A 13,754-nucleotide genomic window follows, 5' to 3' on the forward strand; every position below is an offset into this window, starting at 1 on the left:
GGTACTGTACCGGCGATGCCCGAACGGCCCGGGGAGGTGCCGGCGTCCCGGGGGCCGGTACGGGAGCGCCTGCGGCTGAGCAACCGCTCCGTCGTGGCGGCGGTCGCCATCCTCGGCGCCACCCTCGTCGCCCTCCGCATGTTCGCCGCCGCCACCCGGGTGCTCGGCTGGGTGCTCGTCGCCACCGTCCTCGCCGGCCTGCTCCACCCCGTGATCGCCGCCCTCGACCGGCGGCTGCCCCGCGGGCTCGCCATCGTCACCGTCGCCGTCGGGCTCGTCGCCCTCGTCGCGCTCGTCACCTACGGCGCCGTCGACGACCTCCAGGGCGAGCTGCGCCGGCTCCAGGACGCCGCGCCGGAGGCGGCCGCCGAGCTGGAGCGCTCGGAGTCGCTCGGCGAGTTCGCCACCGAGTTCCAGCTGAGCGCCCGGGTCCGGGAGTTCACCCACGAGCTGCCCGAGCGCCTGCGGGGCGGCGACGCCGCGGCCGCCCTCCGCTCGGCCGCCACCCGCTTCGTCGCCTTCCTCGCGACGGGGGTGCTCACCCTGTTCCTGCTCGTCCACGGCCGGCGCATCCTCGGCGCCGGTGCCCGCCAGATCCGGGACGAGCGCCGCCGAGCCCTCCTCGAGCGGGTCGTCAGCGGCGCCTACCGGCGGGCCTGGCGCTACGTGGCCGCCACGATCGGCCGGGCCATGCTGGCCGGCCTCGCCGCCGCGGCCGTCTGCCGGCTCGCCGACGTGCCGGCGGCCAGCGTGCTCGGCATCTGGGTCGCGGTGTGGAGCCTCGTCCCGCTGCTCGGGCTGGTCGTCGGCGCCGCCCCGATCGTCCTCCTCGCCACGGCCGGCACGCCGGCCAAGGGGGCGGCCGTCGCCGGCATCTTCGTGGTCTTCCAGGTCTTCGACAGCGCCCTCTTCCAGCGCCGCATCGAGGACCGCTCGCTGAAGATCGGCCCCGTGCTCAGCCTCGTCGCCGGGATGATCGGCTTCGAGCTCTACGGCGCCGGCGGCGCCCTCGTCACGTGGGTGCTGGCGGTGGTCGTCGTGGCCGCCGCCGACGAGCTCGCCCCGACCGACCAGCACGACCTGGTGCACGAGGCCGACGCGCTGCTGCCGGGCGACGAGGTGGACGAGACCGCCGTCGCCCCGGCCGCCGTAGGCTCGCCGCCCCATGAAGATCTACACCCGCAAGGGTGACGACGGCACGACCGGCCTGCTCTACGGCGGCCGGGTGCCGAAGGACTCGCCGCTGCCGCGGGCGTACGGGACCGTCGACGAGGCCCAGGCCGTGCTCGGGCTGGCCAGGGCCGAGTGCGCCAGGGGGAGCGAGCTCGACGTCCTGCTGACCCGGATCGAGCGGGAGCTGTGGGTGCTGATGGGCGAGCTGGCGACGGCCCCCGAGAACCGGTCGAAGCTGACGGCGGGGCAGTCGCTCGTCACCCCCGAGATGGCGTCGGCCCTCGAGGGCGTGATCGACGACCTGTCGACCCGGTTCGAGCCGCTGACCGACTTCGTGGTCCCCGGCCAGAACCGGGTGGCCGCGCTGCTCGACCTCGCCCGGACGGTCGTGCGCCGGGCCGAGCGCCACGCCGTGGCCGCCGACCTGCCGCCCGAGTCGGAGGTCGTGCGCTACCTCAACCGCCTGTCGGACCTGCTGTGGACGATGGCGCGGTGGCAGGAGGGTGGTGAGTCGCTGACCACGCGTAGCGTGGAGGGATGATCCGATTCGAGCCTGCCGCCTCCCTGCCCGCCGACGTGGAGGCCGTCGGCATCCCCGTGCTCTCCGACCGCTTCGACGACGTGTCGGTCGACGTCGACTGGTCGTTCCTGACCCTCCAGGGGTTCGAGGGCAAGGTCGGCGAGGTCCAGGTGCTCCCCGGCGACGGGGCGGTGCGGATCGCCGTCGGCCTCGGCAGCTCGGCCGAGGTGACGCCGAAGGTCGTCCGCCGGGCGGCGGCCGCGCTGGCGCGCGCCGCGTCCCGCCGGGAGTCGCTGGCGACGACCCTGCTCGAGGTCGTCCCCGGGTCCGACCGCGGGCGGGCGGCCCAGGCCCTGGCCGAGGGGATGGCGCTGGCGTCGTACCGGTTCAGCCGTTACAAGCGCGACCCCAAGGCGCCCAAGCTCGAGCGGGTCGCCGTCGTGGTCGGGGGCTCGGGGGTCGAGGCCCTCGGCGGCGTCCGCGACGGGCTCGACCGGGGCACGGTGATCAGCCGGGCGGTCATGTGGGCGCGCGACCTCGTGAACGAGCCGGGCGGCACGCTCACCCCGCGCGTGCTGGCCGAGGCGGCCTCCGCCGTCGCCGACCCCGACCGCGGGCTCACCGTCGAGGTCCTCGACGAGGTCGACATCGAGGCGGCCGGCCTGGGCGGGCTGCTCGGCGTCAACCGCGGCTCGTCCGAGCCGCCCCGCTTCATCCGCGCCACCTACGAGCCGCCGGGCGGCGAGGCGACGGCGACGATCGCACTCGTCGGCAAGGGGATCACGTTCGACGCCGGCGGCCTGTCGATCAAGACGGCCGAGGGCATGTTCGGGATGAAGGACGACATGGCCGGCGGCGCCGCCGTGCTCGGCGCCATGTCGGCCCTGCCCGAGCTCGGCGTGCGGGTCCGCGTGCTCGCCTACGTGCCGGCCACCGACAACATGCTCGGCGGCGACGCCACCCGCCCGGGCGACGTGCTGAAGATCCGCAACGGCACGACCGTCGAGGTCGTCAACACCGACGCCGAGGGCCGCCTGATCCTGGCCGACGCCCTGTCCATGGCGGCCGAGGAGCGGCCCGACGCCATCGTCGACCTCGCCACGCTCACCGGCGCCATGCAGGTCGCCCTCGGCGACCGCTACGCCGGGGTGATGGGCAACGACGAGCGGGTGGTTAGGGCCGTGCTGTCCGCCGCCGAGCGGGCCGGCGAGCCGATGTGGCCGATGCCGCTGCCCGAGGAGTACCGGTCGCGGCTCGACTCGCCGGTCGCCGACCTCCGCAACACCGGCACCGGCCGCTACGGCGGCGCCCTCGTGGCCGGGCTGTTCCTGAAGGAGTTCGTCGACGGCGTGCCCTGGGCCCACGTCGACATGCCGGGCCCGGCGATGAGCGAGGAGGAGTCGGACGAGCGCACCAAGGGCGCCACCGGCTTCGGCGTCCGCACGCTCATCGAGCTGCTCACCACGTTCGAGCCGCTCGGCGGCTGACCCGGCCGGCCCGCGGCGACGTCAGGCCGCCGGCCCATCGCCGCCCGCCTCGGCCTCGGCCGCCGCCCGGCGGTGGCGGTCGAGGGCCCAGGCCGTCGCCTCCCTCGCCAGCACGGGCGGGAAGCGCCAGCGGAGCAGCTGGCGCTCGGTCGCCTCGGCGTCCTCGCCCAGCTCGAACAGGCTGAGGGCGAGGCGGCGGCCGCGGTGGCGCAGCTGGTCGACGTCGGGCCGGCGCAGGGCCTCCTGCTGCCATGCCCGGTGCGCCTGCTGGGCGCCGGGCGGCAGCTTGGACACCTGGTGGCGGGTGAGGGGTGGGAGCTTGCGGCGGACGGCGATCGTGCCGGCGCCGACCGGCTGGGCGAGGCCGAACTGGCAGCACCGGCCGATGGCCCGCACGAACGGGGAGTGGCGGCCGGTGCCGCCGCCGAGGCCGAGGGTGCGGGCGGCCTCGCCCACGTCGAGGTGGAACCCGGCCGGCTCCTCCTCGAAGCGGTGGGCGACGGCGCGGAGGAGCCAGGTGGCGGTCGGCCCCAGCACGCCGAGCCAGAAGCGCTCGACGTAGGCGGAGCGGGGGTCGTGGCCCAGGGCGTCGATCACGGGGTCGGGCCAGGGGCGGACGAGCAGGCGGGCGACGGCGGTGGGCAGGACGGTGACGGTCATGGGGGCGGCGGCGGACATGCGCGGGGACTCCTGAGGGAGGGAGCCGGGCGGGGGAAGCACCGGGGGAAGCGCCGGCGTGGTGCGAGACGTCGTTCATGTCATTTCGTTGCTTCTCAGTGTGGAGCACGCCCATCGGCCGCGTCAAGGCGCAGACTGTCGGGATGGTGACCGACGACCTCGACGAGGTGCGCCGCTGGATCGACCTCGCCGACCGGGTCGTGGTGCTGACCGGGGCCGGGATCTCGACCGACTCCGGCATCCCCGACTTCCGGGGGCCCAACGGCGTGTGGACGAGGAACCCGGCCGCCGAGAAGACCGCCACCCTGTCGCACTACCTGGCCGACCCCGACGTCCGCCGCCAGGCCTGGCAGAACCGCCTCCACTCGCCGGCGTGGACGGCCGAGCCCAACGCCGGGCACCTCGCCCTCGTCGCCCTCGAGCGCCGGGGAAAGCTCCACGCCCTCCTCACCCAGAACATCGACGGCCTCCACCAGAAGGCCGGCAACGACCCCGGCCTCGTCGTCGAGCTGCACGGCACCATCCGCGAGGTGGTGTGCATGGACTGCGGGGAGCAGGCGCCGATGCAGCGGGCCCTCGACCGGGTGCGGGCCGGCGAGGCCGACCCGCCCTGCCGGACCTGCGGCGGCATCCTCAAGTCGGCGACGATCTCGTTCGGCCAGGCCCTCGTCCCCTCGGTGATCGAGCGGGCCCAGCGGGCGGCGGCCGAGTGCGACCTGCTGCTGGCCGTCGGCTCGACCCTGTCCGTGTGGCCGGCCGCCGGCGTCGTCCCGAGGGCCAAGCAGGCCGGCGCCAGGGTCGTCATCGTGAACGCCGGGCCGACCGACATGGACGGGCTGGCGGACGCCGTCCTCCGGGGCTCGATCGGCGGCGTCCTGCCGGCGATCGTCGGCGCGCCGGCCGACGCCGCGGCGGAATACCCGACCGACTGAGTAGTGTTTCTCGGCATATGGCCAGCTTCCGGGACCTGCTCGCCCAGACGAAGGCGGAGATCCGCGAGGTGACGACCGCCGAGGCGGCCGACGCCCGGTCCCGCCCCGGCACCGTCTTCCTCGACGTCCGCGAGCCCGACGAGCACGCCCAGGGCGCCATCCCCGGCGCCGTGCACATCCCGAGGGGCACGCTCGAGACCAGCATCGAGAACCGGGTGGTCGACCACGACGCCCCGATCGTCGTGTTCTGCGCCGGCGGCACCCGCTCGGCCTTCGCGGCGAAGACCCTCGCCGAGCTGGGCTACCGCGACGTCGTCTCCATGGTGGGCGGCTTCAACCGCTGGAAGGACGAGGGCCGCGACTGGTCCGTCCCCCGCACCCTCACCCCCGAGCAGCAGCGCCGCTACTCCCGGCACCTCCTGCTCCCCGAGGTGGGCGTCGAGGGCCAGCAGAAGCTGCTCGAGAGCCGGGTCCTCCTGCTCGGCGCCGGCGGCCTCGGCTCCCCCGCCGCCCTCTACCTGGCCGCGGCCGGCGTGGGCACCATCGGCATCGTCGACATGGACGTGGTCGACGACTCGAACCTCCAGCGCCAGATCCTCCACAACATGGAGCGGCTGGGCGAGCGCAAGGTCGACTCGGCGAAGAAGACCCTGACGGCGCTGAACCCCGACGTGGACGTGGTCGCCTACGACGTCCGCCTCGGCGCCGACAACGTGCTCGACGTCATCGGCGGCTACGACGTCGTGATCGACGGGGCCGACAACTTCCCGAGCCGGTACCTGCTGAACGACGCCTCGCTCAAGGCCGGCGTGCCCGTCGTCCACGGCTCGATCTTCCGCTTCGAGGGGCAGGCGACGGTCTTCGCCCCCCACGACGGCCCCTGCTACCGCTGCATGATCCCCGAGCCGCCGCCGGCCGAGCTGGCCCCGTCGTGCGCCGAGGCCGGGGTGCTCGGCGTGCTGCCCGGCATCGTCGGCTCCATCCAGGCCCTCGAGGCCATCAAGCTGCTGCTCGGCCTGGGGGACAGCCTGGTCGGCCGCCTCCTCGCCTACGACGCGCTGGAGCAGTCGTTCCGCACCTACCGGGTCAACCGGGACCCGGCCTGCCCGGCCTGCTCGGTCCCGCCCGAGCAGCTGGTGATCGCCGAGTACGACGAGCTCTGCATGCCGCACCCCCTCCAGCCCCCCTCGTAGGCTGGTCGGCCGTGCCCGGGCCGAGCATCCTCATCGTCAACCAGCACGGGGAGAACCGGGGCGACGAGGCCGCGCTGCGGGCCATGCTCCACGGGTTCAGGGAGCGCCTCGTCGACCCCCACTTCACCGTCCTGCTCGAGGTGCGGGACCGGCAGCTCCCCCTCGACCTCGGCGACGACGTCGAGGTCCTCCACGAGCTCGACCTGCTGCCCGGCGCCGCCGGCCTCGCCCTGCTGGCCCTCGGCCTGCGGGTGCGGCGGCTGCTGCCGGGGACGGCCGGGCGGCTGGCCGACGCTTACGAGCGGGCCGACCTCGTCGTGTCCGCCCCCGGCGGCCCCTACTTCGGCGACGGCTACTGGCGCAACGAGCCGGTCCACTGGTTCCTCGCCTGGCTCGGGGTGCGGCGGCGGAAGCCGGTCTTCTACTACGCCCCGTCGGCCGGGCCCTTCCGGCTGCGCCTGCTCAACCCGGTCAGGCGGGCGCTCTTCCGCCGCCTGGCCCGCCCGCTCGCCGTCCGGGAGGAGCGGTCGGCCGTCCACCTGCGGGAGCTGCTCGGCCCGGCCGCGCCCGTCGAGGTGACGGCGGACAGCGCCCTCCAGCGCCGCCTGCCGCCGGCGCCGAGGGAGGACGGGGACGACCGCTTCGTCGTCGCCGTCTCCGCCCTGCGCTGGCGCTGGCCCGGCCACCCCGACCCGGACGGGGCCCAGGCCGCCTACGACGCCGCCGTCGTGGCCGGCCTGGCCCACCTCGCCGACCGCCGGCCCGACGCCCACCTCCGCTTCTTCCCCCAGCTCTACGGCGCCCGCCACTCGGACGTGCCCTACCTCCGCTCGCTGGCCGAGCGCCTGCCCGCCGGCACCAGCTGGGAGGTCGTCGACCCCGGCCTCGACAGCGACGGCCAGCAGCGCCTGCTCGGCGCGAGCGACCTGGTGCTGGCCGGCCGCTACCACCCGCAGGTCTTCGCCGTCGCCGCCGGCGTCCCGGGGGTGTGCGTGGCCTACGAGCACAAGGCCAGGGGGCTCATGGAGGCGGTCGGGCTGGGCGACCTCGTGATCGACGCGGCCACCGTCACCCCCGCCGGGCTGGCCAAGGCGTTCGACCGGGTGCTGGACGAGCGCGACGCCATCGCCGCCCGCCTCCGCGAGGCGGCCGCCCACCTCGAGCGCCGGTCGGCGCGGACGACGACGATGGCCGTCGCCGCCATGCGCGCCGGGGGCCGCCGGTGAACCTGCTGCTCGCCGCCGTCGGGCGCCCGCCGGCGGAGGTCGACGCCATGGTCGACGCCGTCGTCGCCACCTACGGCGTCGGGCGGGACGCGGTCGCCCTGCTCGGCGACCCGGCCGGCGCCGCCCGCCTCGGCGTGCTGTCCGACGGCGGCGGCGTGCTCGGGCGGGCCGGCGACGGCAGCGTGGCCCTCGCCGCCGTCGGCTCCTTCGCCCGCTCGTGGCCGGCCGGCGACGGCGGTCGCCCCACTGGCGACCCCGACCGGGCGGCGGCCTGGCTGCTCGACCGCTACCGCACCCATGGGGACGCCTTCCTCGACGGCGTGCCGGGCGAGTGGGCGGTGGTCGTGGTGGACAGCGGCGCCGGCCGCCTGCACGCGGCCACGAGCGCCAACCAGTTCCACCGCCTGTTCGTGGCCGACCGGGGCGACGGCGTCGTGCTGTCCACCCAGCTGGTGGTGGCCGGCGCCGCGCTGGGCGAGGACCTGCGGGTCGACCGCTCCTACGAGGACTTCCTGCTCGGCTGGGAGTTCCTCCCCGACGGCCGCACCGTCTACCGGGGCGTCCGCACCCTGCCGGGCGGGGCCCTCCACTCCTGGCCCGGCGCCTCCCGGCCGATCGCCCCGCCGGCCGAGGCGTGGGACGGCCCCGTGCCGGCCACCGAGGCGGAGGCCGTCGACGCCCTCTACACGGTGTTCATGGACACGCTGGCCGAGCAGGCCGGCGTCGAGCAGGACCAGGCCGTGCTCCTCGGCGGGTTCGACTCGGCCCTCGTGGCCGCCGGCCTCCACCGCCTCGGGCGCCGGGTCACGACGTTCACGTTCCACTTCGAGGACCCGACCTACAACCAGCGCAACACCGACGTGCTGGCCCGCCACCTCGGCAGCACCCACGTCGACGTCCCGATCACCGCGGAGGTGATCGGCGAGGGGCTGGCCCGGTACTCGGCGGTGTTCAACCAGCCCGGCCACCAGCCCCACTACCAGCTGCACACGGTGGCGGCGTGCGCGGAGGCCCGGCGCCGCGGGTTCGTCCACGCGCTGACCGGCGACGGCTGCGACAACGTGTTCCTCGGCTACCCGACCGTCCACCGCCGGGCCACGTTCGCCCAGCGCCTCGGCCGGGTGCCGGCGCCCGTGCTGTCCGCCGCGCTGCGGGCGGCGTCGCCCCGGGTCGTGGAGGACCGGCTCGGCCACGTGTGGCGGATGGGCTACGGGCTGGTCGAGAACCTCCGGCGCCCCTGGCCGACGCGGGGCCACCTCGGGCCGCGCGTCGTCAACGACCTGTCGCTCCGGCGGCTGCGGGTGGGCGCCCCGCCGCCCCAGGCCGAGCCGGTCGACGCCGTCCTCGACCGCCTCGCCGCCGGCCTCGACGACGTCGACCCCTACCGCCTCGCCTTCCGGGGCAAGGGCCTGTCCGGGCAGAGCAAGACGAAGGTCGAGGGCGCGTCGGCGTGGACCGGGGTCGCGATGAGCTCGCCCTACCTGCACGGCCGGGTGAAGTCCTTCGCCACGGCCCTGCCGGTGGCGCTGCTGCGGCCGGGGGAGGGCACGGCGGCGGCGACCGGGAAGTACGTGCTGATGCGGATGGCCGAGGAGAAGGGCCTGCTGCCGGCCGAGATCGTCCACCAGCCGAAGCAGTCGCCCGTCGACTCGCCCGTCGACCGCTGGTACGCCGGGCCGCTGCGGGACGACGTGCTGGCGCTGCTCGACGGCCTGCCCTTCGCCTGGGACCGCCGCTACGTCGAGGGCCTGCTGCGGCGGCGGTGGGCCGAGGACGTGTACCGGGAGAAGGTGTCGATCGGCCACTACGCCGACCACGTCGTCGGCATCCTGGCCTCGTACGCCAGCTTCACCGCCCGGGCGGGGTGACCGCCCCGCTGCTCGGGCGGCTGGCCAGGGGCGGCCTGCTCGTCGTCGCCATCCGGGCCGCCGGCATCGCCCTCACCCTGGCCAGCCAGGTCGTCCTCGCCCGGGTGATGGGCACCGACGGCTACGGCGCCTACGCCTACCTGTTCTCGCTGCTGTCGCTGTTCGTGATCCCGGCCAAGCTCGGGTCGGACATCGCCGGGGTGCGGTTCGTCAGCGAGTACCGGGTGGGCGACGAGCGCCACCTGCTCGGGCCGTACGTGCGCTGGACGGTGCGGTCGATCCTCGCCGCCTCGGCCGTCGCCGCCGTCGCCTGGGTGGTGGTGCTGCTGGCCGGCGCGCTGCGGCCCGAGGGCGTGTCGACGGCGGCCCAGCTGCTGGCCGTGGCGGCCGTGCCGTTCTTCGCCGTCGTCCGCTTCGCCGAGGGCGCGCTGCGGGGCGACGAGCGCTACACGATCGCGTTCGCGCCGTTCGCCGTCGGGCTGCCGGCGCTGCTCATCGCCGCCGCCGTCGGGCTCGACGCGGCGACGGACGGCCGCCCGTCAGTGGCCGCGGTCCTCGCCGCCCAGCTGGCCGCGTTCGCCGTGATCGCCGCCGTCCAGGGGGTGGCGCTCGCCCGGCTGGCCCGGTCGCAGGGCGGCGCCGCCGCCGGCGCCGTCGACCGGTCGAGGCGGCGGGCCTGGCTGCGGTCGACGGTCCTGCTCGGGCTGTACTCGGCGTTCACCCTGGTCCTCGGCCAGCTCGACGTGGTGACGGTCGGGGCGCTGGTGGGCACGAGGCGGGCCGGCCAGTACGCGGCCGCGTGGCGGATCGCCAGCCTGATCAGCGGGTTCCTGATCGCGCTCAACCTGGTGCTGGCGCCCACCGTCGCCCGGCTGTGGGTGGCGCGGGACCTGGCCAGGATGCAGCGGCTGCTCGACGTCGGCGTCGCCGGCGTGGTGGCCGCCTCGATGGCGGCGTCGGGGGTGATCGTGGTGCTCCGGGAGCCGCTCCTGCGGGCCTTCGGCGACGGGTTCACGCCGGCCGCCGGCGTGCTCGTCGTGCTGTGCGTGGCCCAGGTGGCGAACGCCGTCGGCGGGCCGGTGGGCTTGCTGCTGAACATGACCGGCCACGAGCGGGACAGCACGTGGGTGCTCGGCGTGACCGCCGCGCTCAACCTGGCCGTGAACATCGTGCTGGTCCTCCGCTACGGGATGATCGGCGCGGCCTGGGGCACGGCCGCCTGCACCGTCGTGTGGAACGCCGGTCTCGCCTGGTTCGTCCGCCGCCGCCTCGGCCTCGTCCCCCTCGCCGGCCTGGCTCGCCGCCTATCGTTCCGGGCGTGATGCCGGGTCGGGACGAGGCGGAGGGCCCCACCCGACGGCGCGGGATCACGCTCGGCGCCCGCGAGGTCGTCGCCCTCCTCGTCGTCGTGCTGGCCGGCGTGTTCATCTTCCAGAACACGCGCCGGGTGCGGATCGACGTCCTGTGGGCCGACTTCGAGGTCCGCGTGTGGCTGGCGCTGCTCGCCGCGTTCCTGCTCGGCGCGGCCGTCGGCGTGCTCGCCACCCGGGTCTCCCGGCGCCTCTAGCCCGGGCGGGCCCGCTCAGGCGTCGTCGCCGGCGCCGGCTCGGCCGTGCTTCCAGTAGCCCCTGATCCAGGTGTCGGCGCGGGGGATGCCGCGGTCGTCGAGGAGGTGGCGGCGGAGGCGCTGGACGGCGGCGGCCTCGCCGGCGGCCCAGACCTTCGTCCCCGGCTCGACCTCGGCCGCGGCCACGGCGGCGACCAGCGCCTCGCCGGGCGGTGCGCCGGGTGGCAGGTCGTGCCAGGCCACCGTCGCCGCCGGGTGGGGCGGGAGGGGCAGGCGGGCGTCGGGGCGGGCGACCTCGACGACGACCCGCACGGCCGCGTCCCGGGGCAGGGCCTCGAGGAGCTGGCCGATGGCCGGGATCGCCGTCTCGTCGCCGGCGAGGAGGAAGGCCGTCGCGGCCGGGTCGAGCGGGTAGCCCCGGCCCGGGCCCGAGACGGCCGCCTCGTCGCCCGGCTCGGCCCCGGCGGCCCACGACGACGCCGCCCCGCCCTCGTGGAGCACGACGTCGACGTCCAGCTCCGGCCCGGACGGGTCCAGGCGCCGGGGGGTGAGCGTGCGGATCACCGGCCGGCGGCCGTCGGGCAGGAGGAACTCGTTGCCGTTCCACTCGGGCACCACCAGGCCGCCGGCGCCCGGCGACGCCAGCAGCACCCGCACGCTGGCCGCCGGCTGGTCGATCACGAGGCCGGCGAGCTCCGGCCCGGCCAGGGTCACCCGCACCATGCGGGGCGACAGCTGCGCCGTGCCGCGCACCGTCACCCGGCGGAAGGGCGGCGGCTGCCGGCGGGCGCGGATGGCGGCGGTCACGACCGGCGAAGCACCCACAGGCCGGTCTGCAGCTTCCCGAGCACGAGGTAGGCGGCCCACTGCGAGAAGGCGACGGCCTGCTCGTAGGCCCGCTCGCCGGCGAGGGCGGCGAACCGGTCCCGTCCCCGGCGCAGGCGGGCGAGGGTGAGGAGGCTGGCGACCGTGCGCCCGCCGCCGTGCTCGAGGTCGTGCTCGGCCCACTCGGGGCTGACCTCCTCGAAGGACTCGACGGCCAGGCCGCTCGCCCCGATGGCCGCCTCGACGCAGGCCCGGTCGGCGCCGGCCGGGGACAGCGCCAGCGCCGAGAACAGCCGGGCCCGCTCGGCCGGCTCCAGCGCCTCGGTCGCCCACGCCGTGTACAGGAGGACGGCGCCCCCCGGCCGCAGCACCCTCGCCATCTCGGCCACCGTCGCGGCGGGGTCGGGCACCAGCTCCAGCGTGTCCCGGCACCACACGAGCGCGAACGCGCCGGCCGGGAACGGCAGGGCGGCGACGTCGGCGACGGCGGCGGTCCGCACGCCGGACAGGTTGCCCCGCACGAGGTCGACGCCGAGCACCAAGCGCCCGAGCCGCTCGGCCAGCGTCCTGGCGTGGGCGCCGTCGCGGCAGCCGGCATCGAGGACGGGCCCGTCGCCGGGCAGGGCCAGCCCGGCGGCCACGTCGAACAGCATCGACGGCGGGCGGGGACCGAGGCTGCGGCCGAGCGCCTCGTCCAGCGCCTGCCAGCGGGCCGAGCGGTCGAACAGCTCGTCCATCGGCCCGGTCATCGCCCCAGGTTGGCACCGGCCCGGCCACGATGGCGCACGTGGCCGCCGACGTCGTCACCACCCGGGCGCTCAACCGAGCCCTGCTGGCCCGCCAGCTCCTCCTCGACCGGGCCGACCTCCCCGTCCTCGGCGCCGTCCACCACCTCGTCGGCCTCCAGGCCCAGCTCCCGCTCAACCCGTACGTCGGGCTGTGGTCCCGCCTGGCCGGCTTCCGGGCCGACGAGCTCGCCGGCCTGCTCGTCGACCGCCGGGTCGTCCGCCTCGTGCTCATGCGGGCGACCATCCACCTGGTCACCGCCGAGGACTGCCTCGCCATCCGGCCGCTGGTGCAGCCCGTCCTCGACGCCGAGCTGGCCCGCCACGCCGAGCTCGGGCCCCACCTCGTCGGGGTCGACCTCGAGCCGGTCCTGGCCTTCGCCCGCCCGCTCCTCGCCGAGCGGCCCCGCACGGGCGCCGAGCTGCGGGCGGCGATGGCGGAGCGCTTCCCCGACCTCCATCCCGGCGCCCTCGCCTACGCCTGCCGCAACCGGCTCGCCGCCGTGCAGGTGCCGCCGAGGGGCGTGTGGGGGCGCACCGGCCAGGTGGCGTTGACGACGGCGGAGGCCTGGCTCGGCCGGCCGCTGGCCGAGCGCCCGTCGATCGACGACGTCGTCCTCCGCTACCTCGCCGCCTTCGGCCCGGCGGCGCCCGCCGACGTCGCCGCCTGGTCCCGGCTGACCGGGATGCGGGCCGTGCTCGACCGCCTCCGGCCCCGGCTGCGGCCGTTCCGGGACGAGCGGGGCCGCGAGCTGCTCGACCTGCCCGACGCGCCCCGGCCCGACCCGGCCACACCGGCGCCGCCCCGCTTCCTCCCCGAGTTCGACAACGTCGTGCTGTCCCACGCCGACCGCACCCGGGTGATGGCCGACGACGACCGCCGCCGCCTGTTCGGCCCCGGCCTCCCGGTGCGCGGCCTCGTCCTCGTCGACGGGTTCGCCCGGGCCTCGTGGGCCGTCGAGGGGGACGCGCTCGTCGTCCGCTCCGCCGGCCCGCTGACCGGTGACGAGCGGGACGACGTCGCCGCCGAGGGCGCCCGGCTGCTCGCCTTCCTCGGCGCCGCCGCGACCGACGTGCGCTTCGAGCCCGCCGGCTGACCCGCCCCCGCTACAGCGCGTTGGGGTGGATCGTGATCGGCCCGTCGGTGCTGCCGCGGAGGACCCGGACGGCCAGCTGGCCGTTGGCCAGGGACGCCTCCACGCCGCCGCCGTAGCCCTCCGGCACCTCGATCTCGCGCTCGTAGCCCCCGTAGTCCCACTCGTGGACGAGGTGGCTGCGGGGGCCGGCGCTGCGCAGCGGGGCCCAGAACCGGAGGGCGCCGGGTCGCAGCTCGATGGTGACGTCGCCGGCGCGGACGGCGGGGAGCGGGGCGACGACCACGAGCGCCCCGGTCGTCTCGTAGACGTTGACCGGCACCCGCTGGGGCCGCATGGTGCGCTCCGTCGCCGCCGTGGCGTCGACCACGTCCTGGTGGCTGGCCTGCTCGCTCGACATCGCCCC

General features: G+C 76.4%; 14 protein-coding genes. 10 read left to right on the forward strand and 4 right to left on the reverse strand.

What is annotated here, in order from left to right:
- Positions 1-15 precede the first annotated feature (15 nt).
- Genes VGB14_03710 through VGB14_03720 form a run of 3 tightly spaced genes read left to right on the forward strand, consistent with a single transcriptional unit; the run spans position 16 to position 3,180 of the window.
- Complete coding sequence (locus VGB14_03710) at positions 16-1,191, forward strand: AI-2E family transporter (protein ID HEX9992013.1); 1,176 nt, start codon at positions 16-18, stop codon at positions 1,189-1,191.
- Positions 1,166-1,714: a cob(I)yrinic acid a,c-diamide adenosyltransferase gene (locus tag VGB14_03715; protein ID HEX9992014.1), complete on the forward strand. Its 549-nt coding sequence runs from the start codon at positions 1,166-1,168 to the stop codon at positions 1,712-1,714. The genes VGB14_03710 and VGB14_03715 overlap by 26 nt, the downstream gene beginning before the upstream one ends.
- The gene (locus VGB14_03720) at positions 1,711-3,180 is read left to right on the forward strand and encodes a leucyl aminopeptidase (GenBank protein HEX9992015.1); all 1,470 of its coding nucleotides are present in this window, start codon (positions 1,711-1,713) and stop codon (positions 3,178-3,180) included. Before VGB14_03715 ends, VGB14_03720 begins: the two co-directional genes overlap by 4 nt.
- Positions 3,181-3,201: 21 nt before the next feature.
- Here the strand turns inward: VGB14_03720 and VGB14_03725 are convergent, their stop codons facing one another.
- Positions 3,202-3,858 carry a hypothetical protein gene (locus VGB14_03725; GenBank protein HEX9992016.1) on the reverse strand — a complete coding sequence of 219 codons (657 nt, stop codon included), beginning with the start codon at positions 3,856-3,858 and terminating at the stop codon, positions 3,202-3,204.
- 143 nt (positions 3,859-4,001) lie between these two features.
- Here VGB14_03725 and VGB14_03730 point away from each other — a divergent pair, with 143 nt between their 5' ends.
- The 6 genes from VGB14_03730 to VGB14_03755 are packed head-to-tail and all read left to right on the forward strand — an operon-like array spanning position 4,002 to position 10,644.
- A complete protein-coding gene (locus VGB14_03730; protein ID HEX9992017.1) occupies positions 4,002-4,790 on the forward strand; it encodes an NAD-dependent deacylase in 789 nt (262 codons plus the stop codon).
- Positions 4,791-4,807: 17 nt separating this feature from the next.
- Positions 4,808-5,983 (forward strand): molybdopterin-synthase adenylyltransferase MoeB, encoded by a 1,176-nt coding sequence (gene moeB / locus VGB14_03735; protein ID HEX9992018.1) that lies wholly within the window; start codon positions 4,808-4,810, stop codon positions 5,981-5,983.
- Between the two features lie 11 nt (positions 5,984-5,994).
- Complete coding sequence (locus VGB14_03740) at positions 5,995-7,209, forward strand: polysaccharide pyruvyl transferase family protein (GenBank protein ID HEX9992019.1); 1,215 nt, start codon at positions 5,995-5,997, stop codon at positions 7,207-7,209.
- Positions 7,206-9,077, forward strand: a complete 1,872-nt coding sequence (locus VGB14_03745) for an asparagine synthase-related protein (GenBank protein ID HEX9992020.1) — start codon at positions 7,206-7,208, stop codon at positions 9,075-9,077. The genes VGB14_03740 and VGB14_03745 overlap by 4 nt, the downstream gene beginning before the upstream one ends.
- Positions 9,074-10,399, forward strand: coding sequence for a polysaccharide biosynthesis C-terminal domain-containing protein (locus VGB14_03750; GenBank protein ID HEX9992021.1), 1,326 nt, complete (start codon positions 9,074-9,076; stop codon positions 10,397-10,399). The genes VGB14_03745 and VGB14_03750 overlap by 4 nt, the downstream gene beginning before the upstream one ends.
- The gene (locus tag VGB14_03755; GenBank protein ID HEX9992022.1) at positions 10,399-10,644 is read left to right on the forward strand and encodes a lipopolysaccharide assembly protein LapA domain-containing protein; all 246 of its coding nucleotides are present in this window, start codon (positions 10,399-10,401) and stop codon (positions 10,642-10,644) included. Before VGB14_03750 ends, VGB14_03755 begins: the two co-directional genes overlap by 1 nt.
- Positions 10,645-10,659: 15 nt before the next feature.
- On the opposite strand, the gene VGB14_03760 is transcribed toward VGB14_03755, so the two are convergent.
- Both VGB14_03760 and VGB14_03765 read right to left on the reverse strand, forming a co-directional pair.
- Entirely contained in the window at positions 10,660-11,451 is a 792-nt protein-coding gene (locus tag VGB14_03760) for a siderophore-interacting protein (protein ID HEX9992023.1), read from the reverse strand.
- A complete protein-coding gene (locus VGB14_03765) occupies positions 11,448-12,218 on the reverse strand; it encodes a class I SAM-dependent methyltransferase (GenBank protein HEX9992024.1) in 771 nt (256 codons plus the stop codon). Before VGB14_03765 ends, VGB14_03760 begins: the two co-directional genes overlap by 4 nt.
- Positions 12,219-12,256: 38 nt before the next feature.
- Here VGB14_03765 and VGB14_03770 point away from each other — a divergent pair, with 38 nt between their 5' ends.
- On the forward strand, positions 12,257-13,351 hold the full coding sequence (locus VGB14_03770; protein HEX9992025.1) for a winged helix DNA-binding domain-containing protein: 1,095 nt from the start codon (positions 12,257-12,259) through the stop codon (positions 13,349-13,351).
- 10 nt (positions 13,352-13,361) lie between these two features.
- On the opposite strand, the gene VGB14_03775 is transcribed toward VGB14_03770, so the two are convergent.
- Positions 13,362-13,748 (reverse strand): Hsp20/alpha crystallin family protein, encoded by a 387-nt coding sequence (locus tag VGB14_03775; GenBank protein HEX9992026.1) that lies wholly within the window; start codon positions 13,746-13,748, stop codon positions 13,362-13,364.
- Positions 13,749-13,754: the final 6 nt, after the last annotated feature.

This window comes from Acidimicrobiales bacterium (assembly GCA_036399815.1).
GTDB lineage: Bacteria > Actinomycetota > Acidimicrobiia > Acidimicrobiales > DASWMK01 > DASWMK01.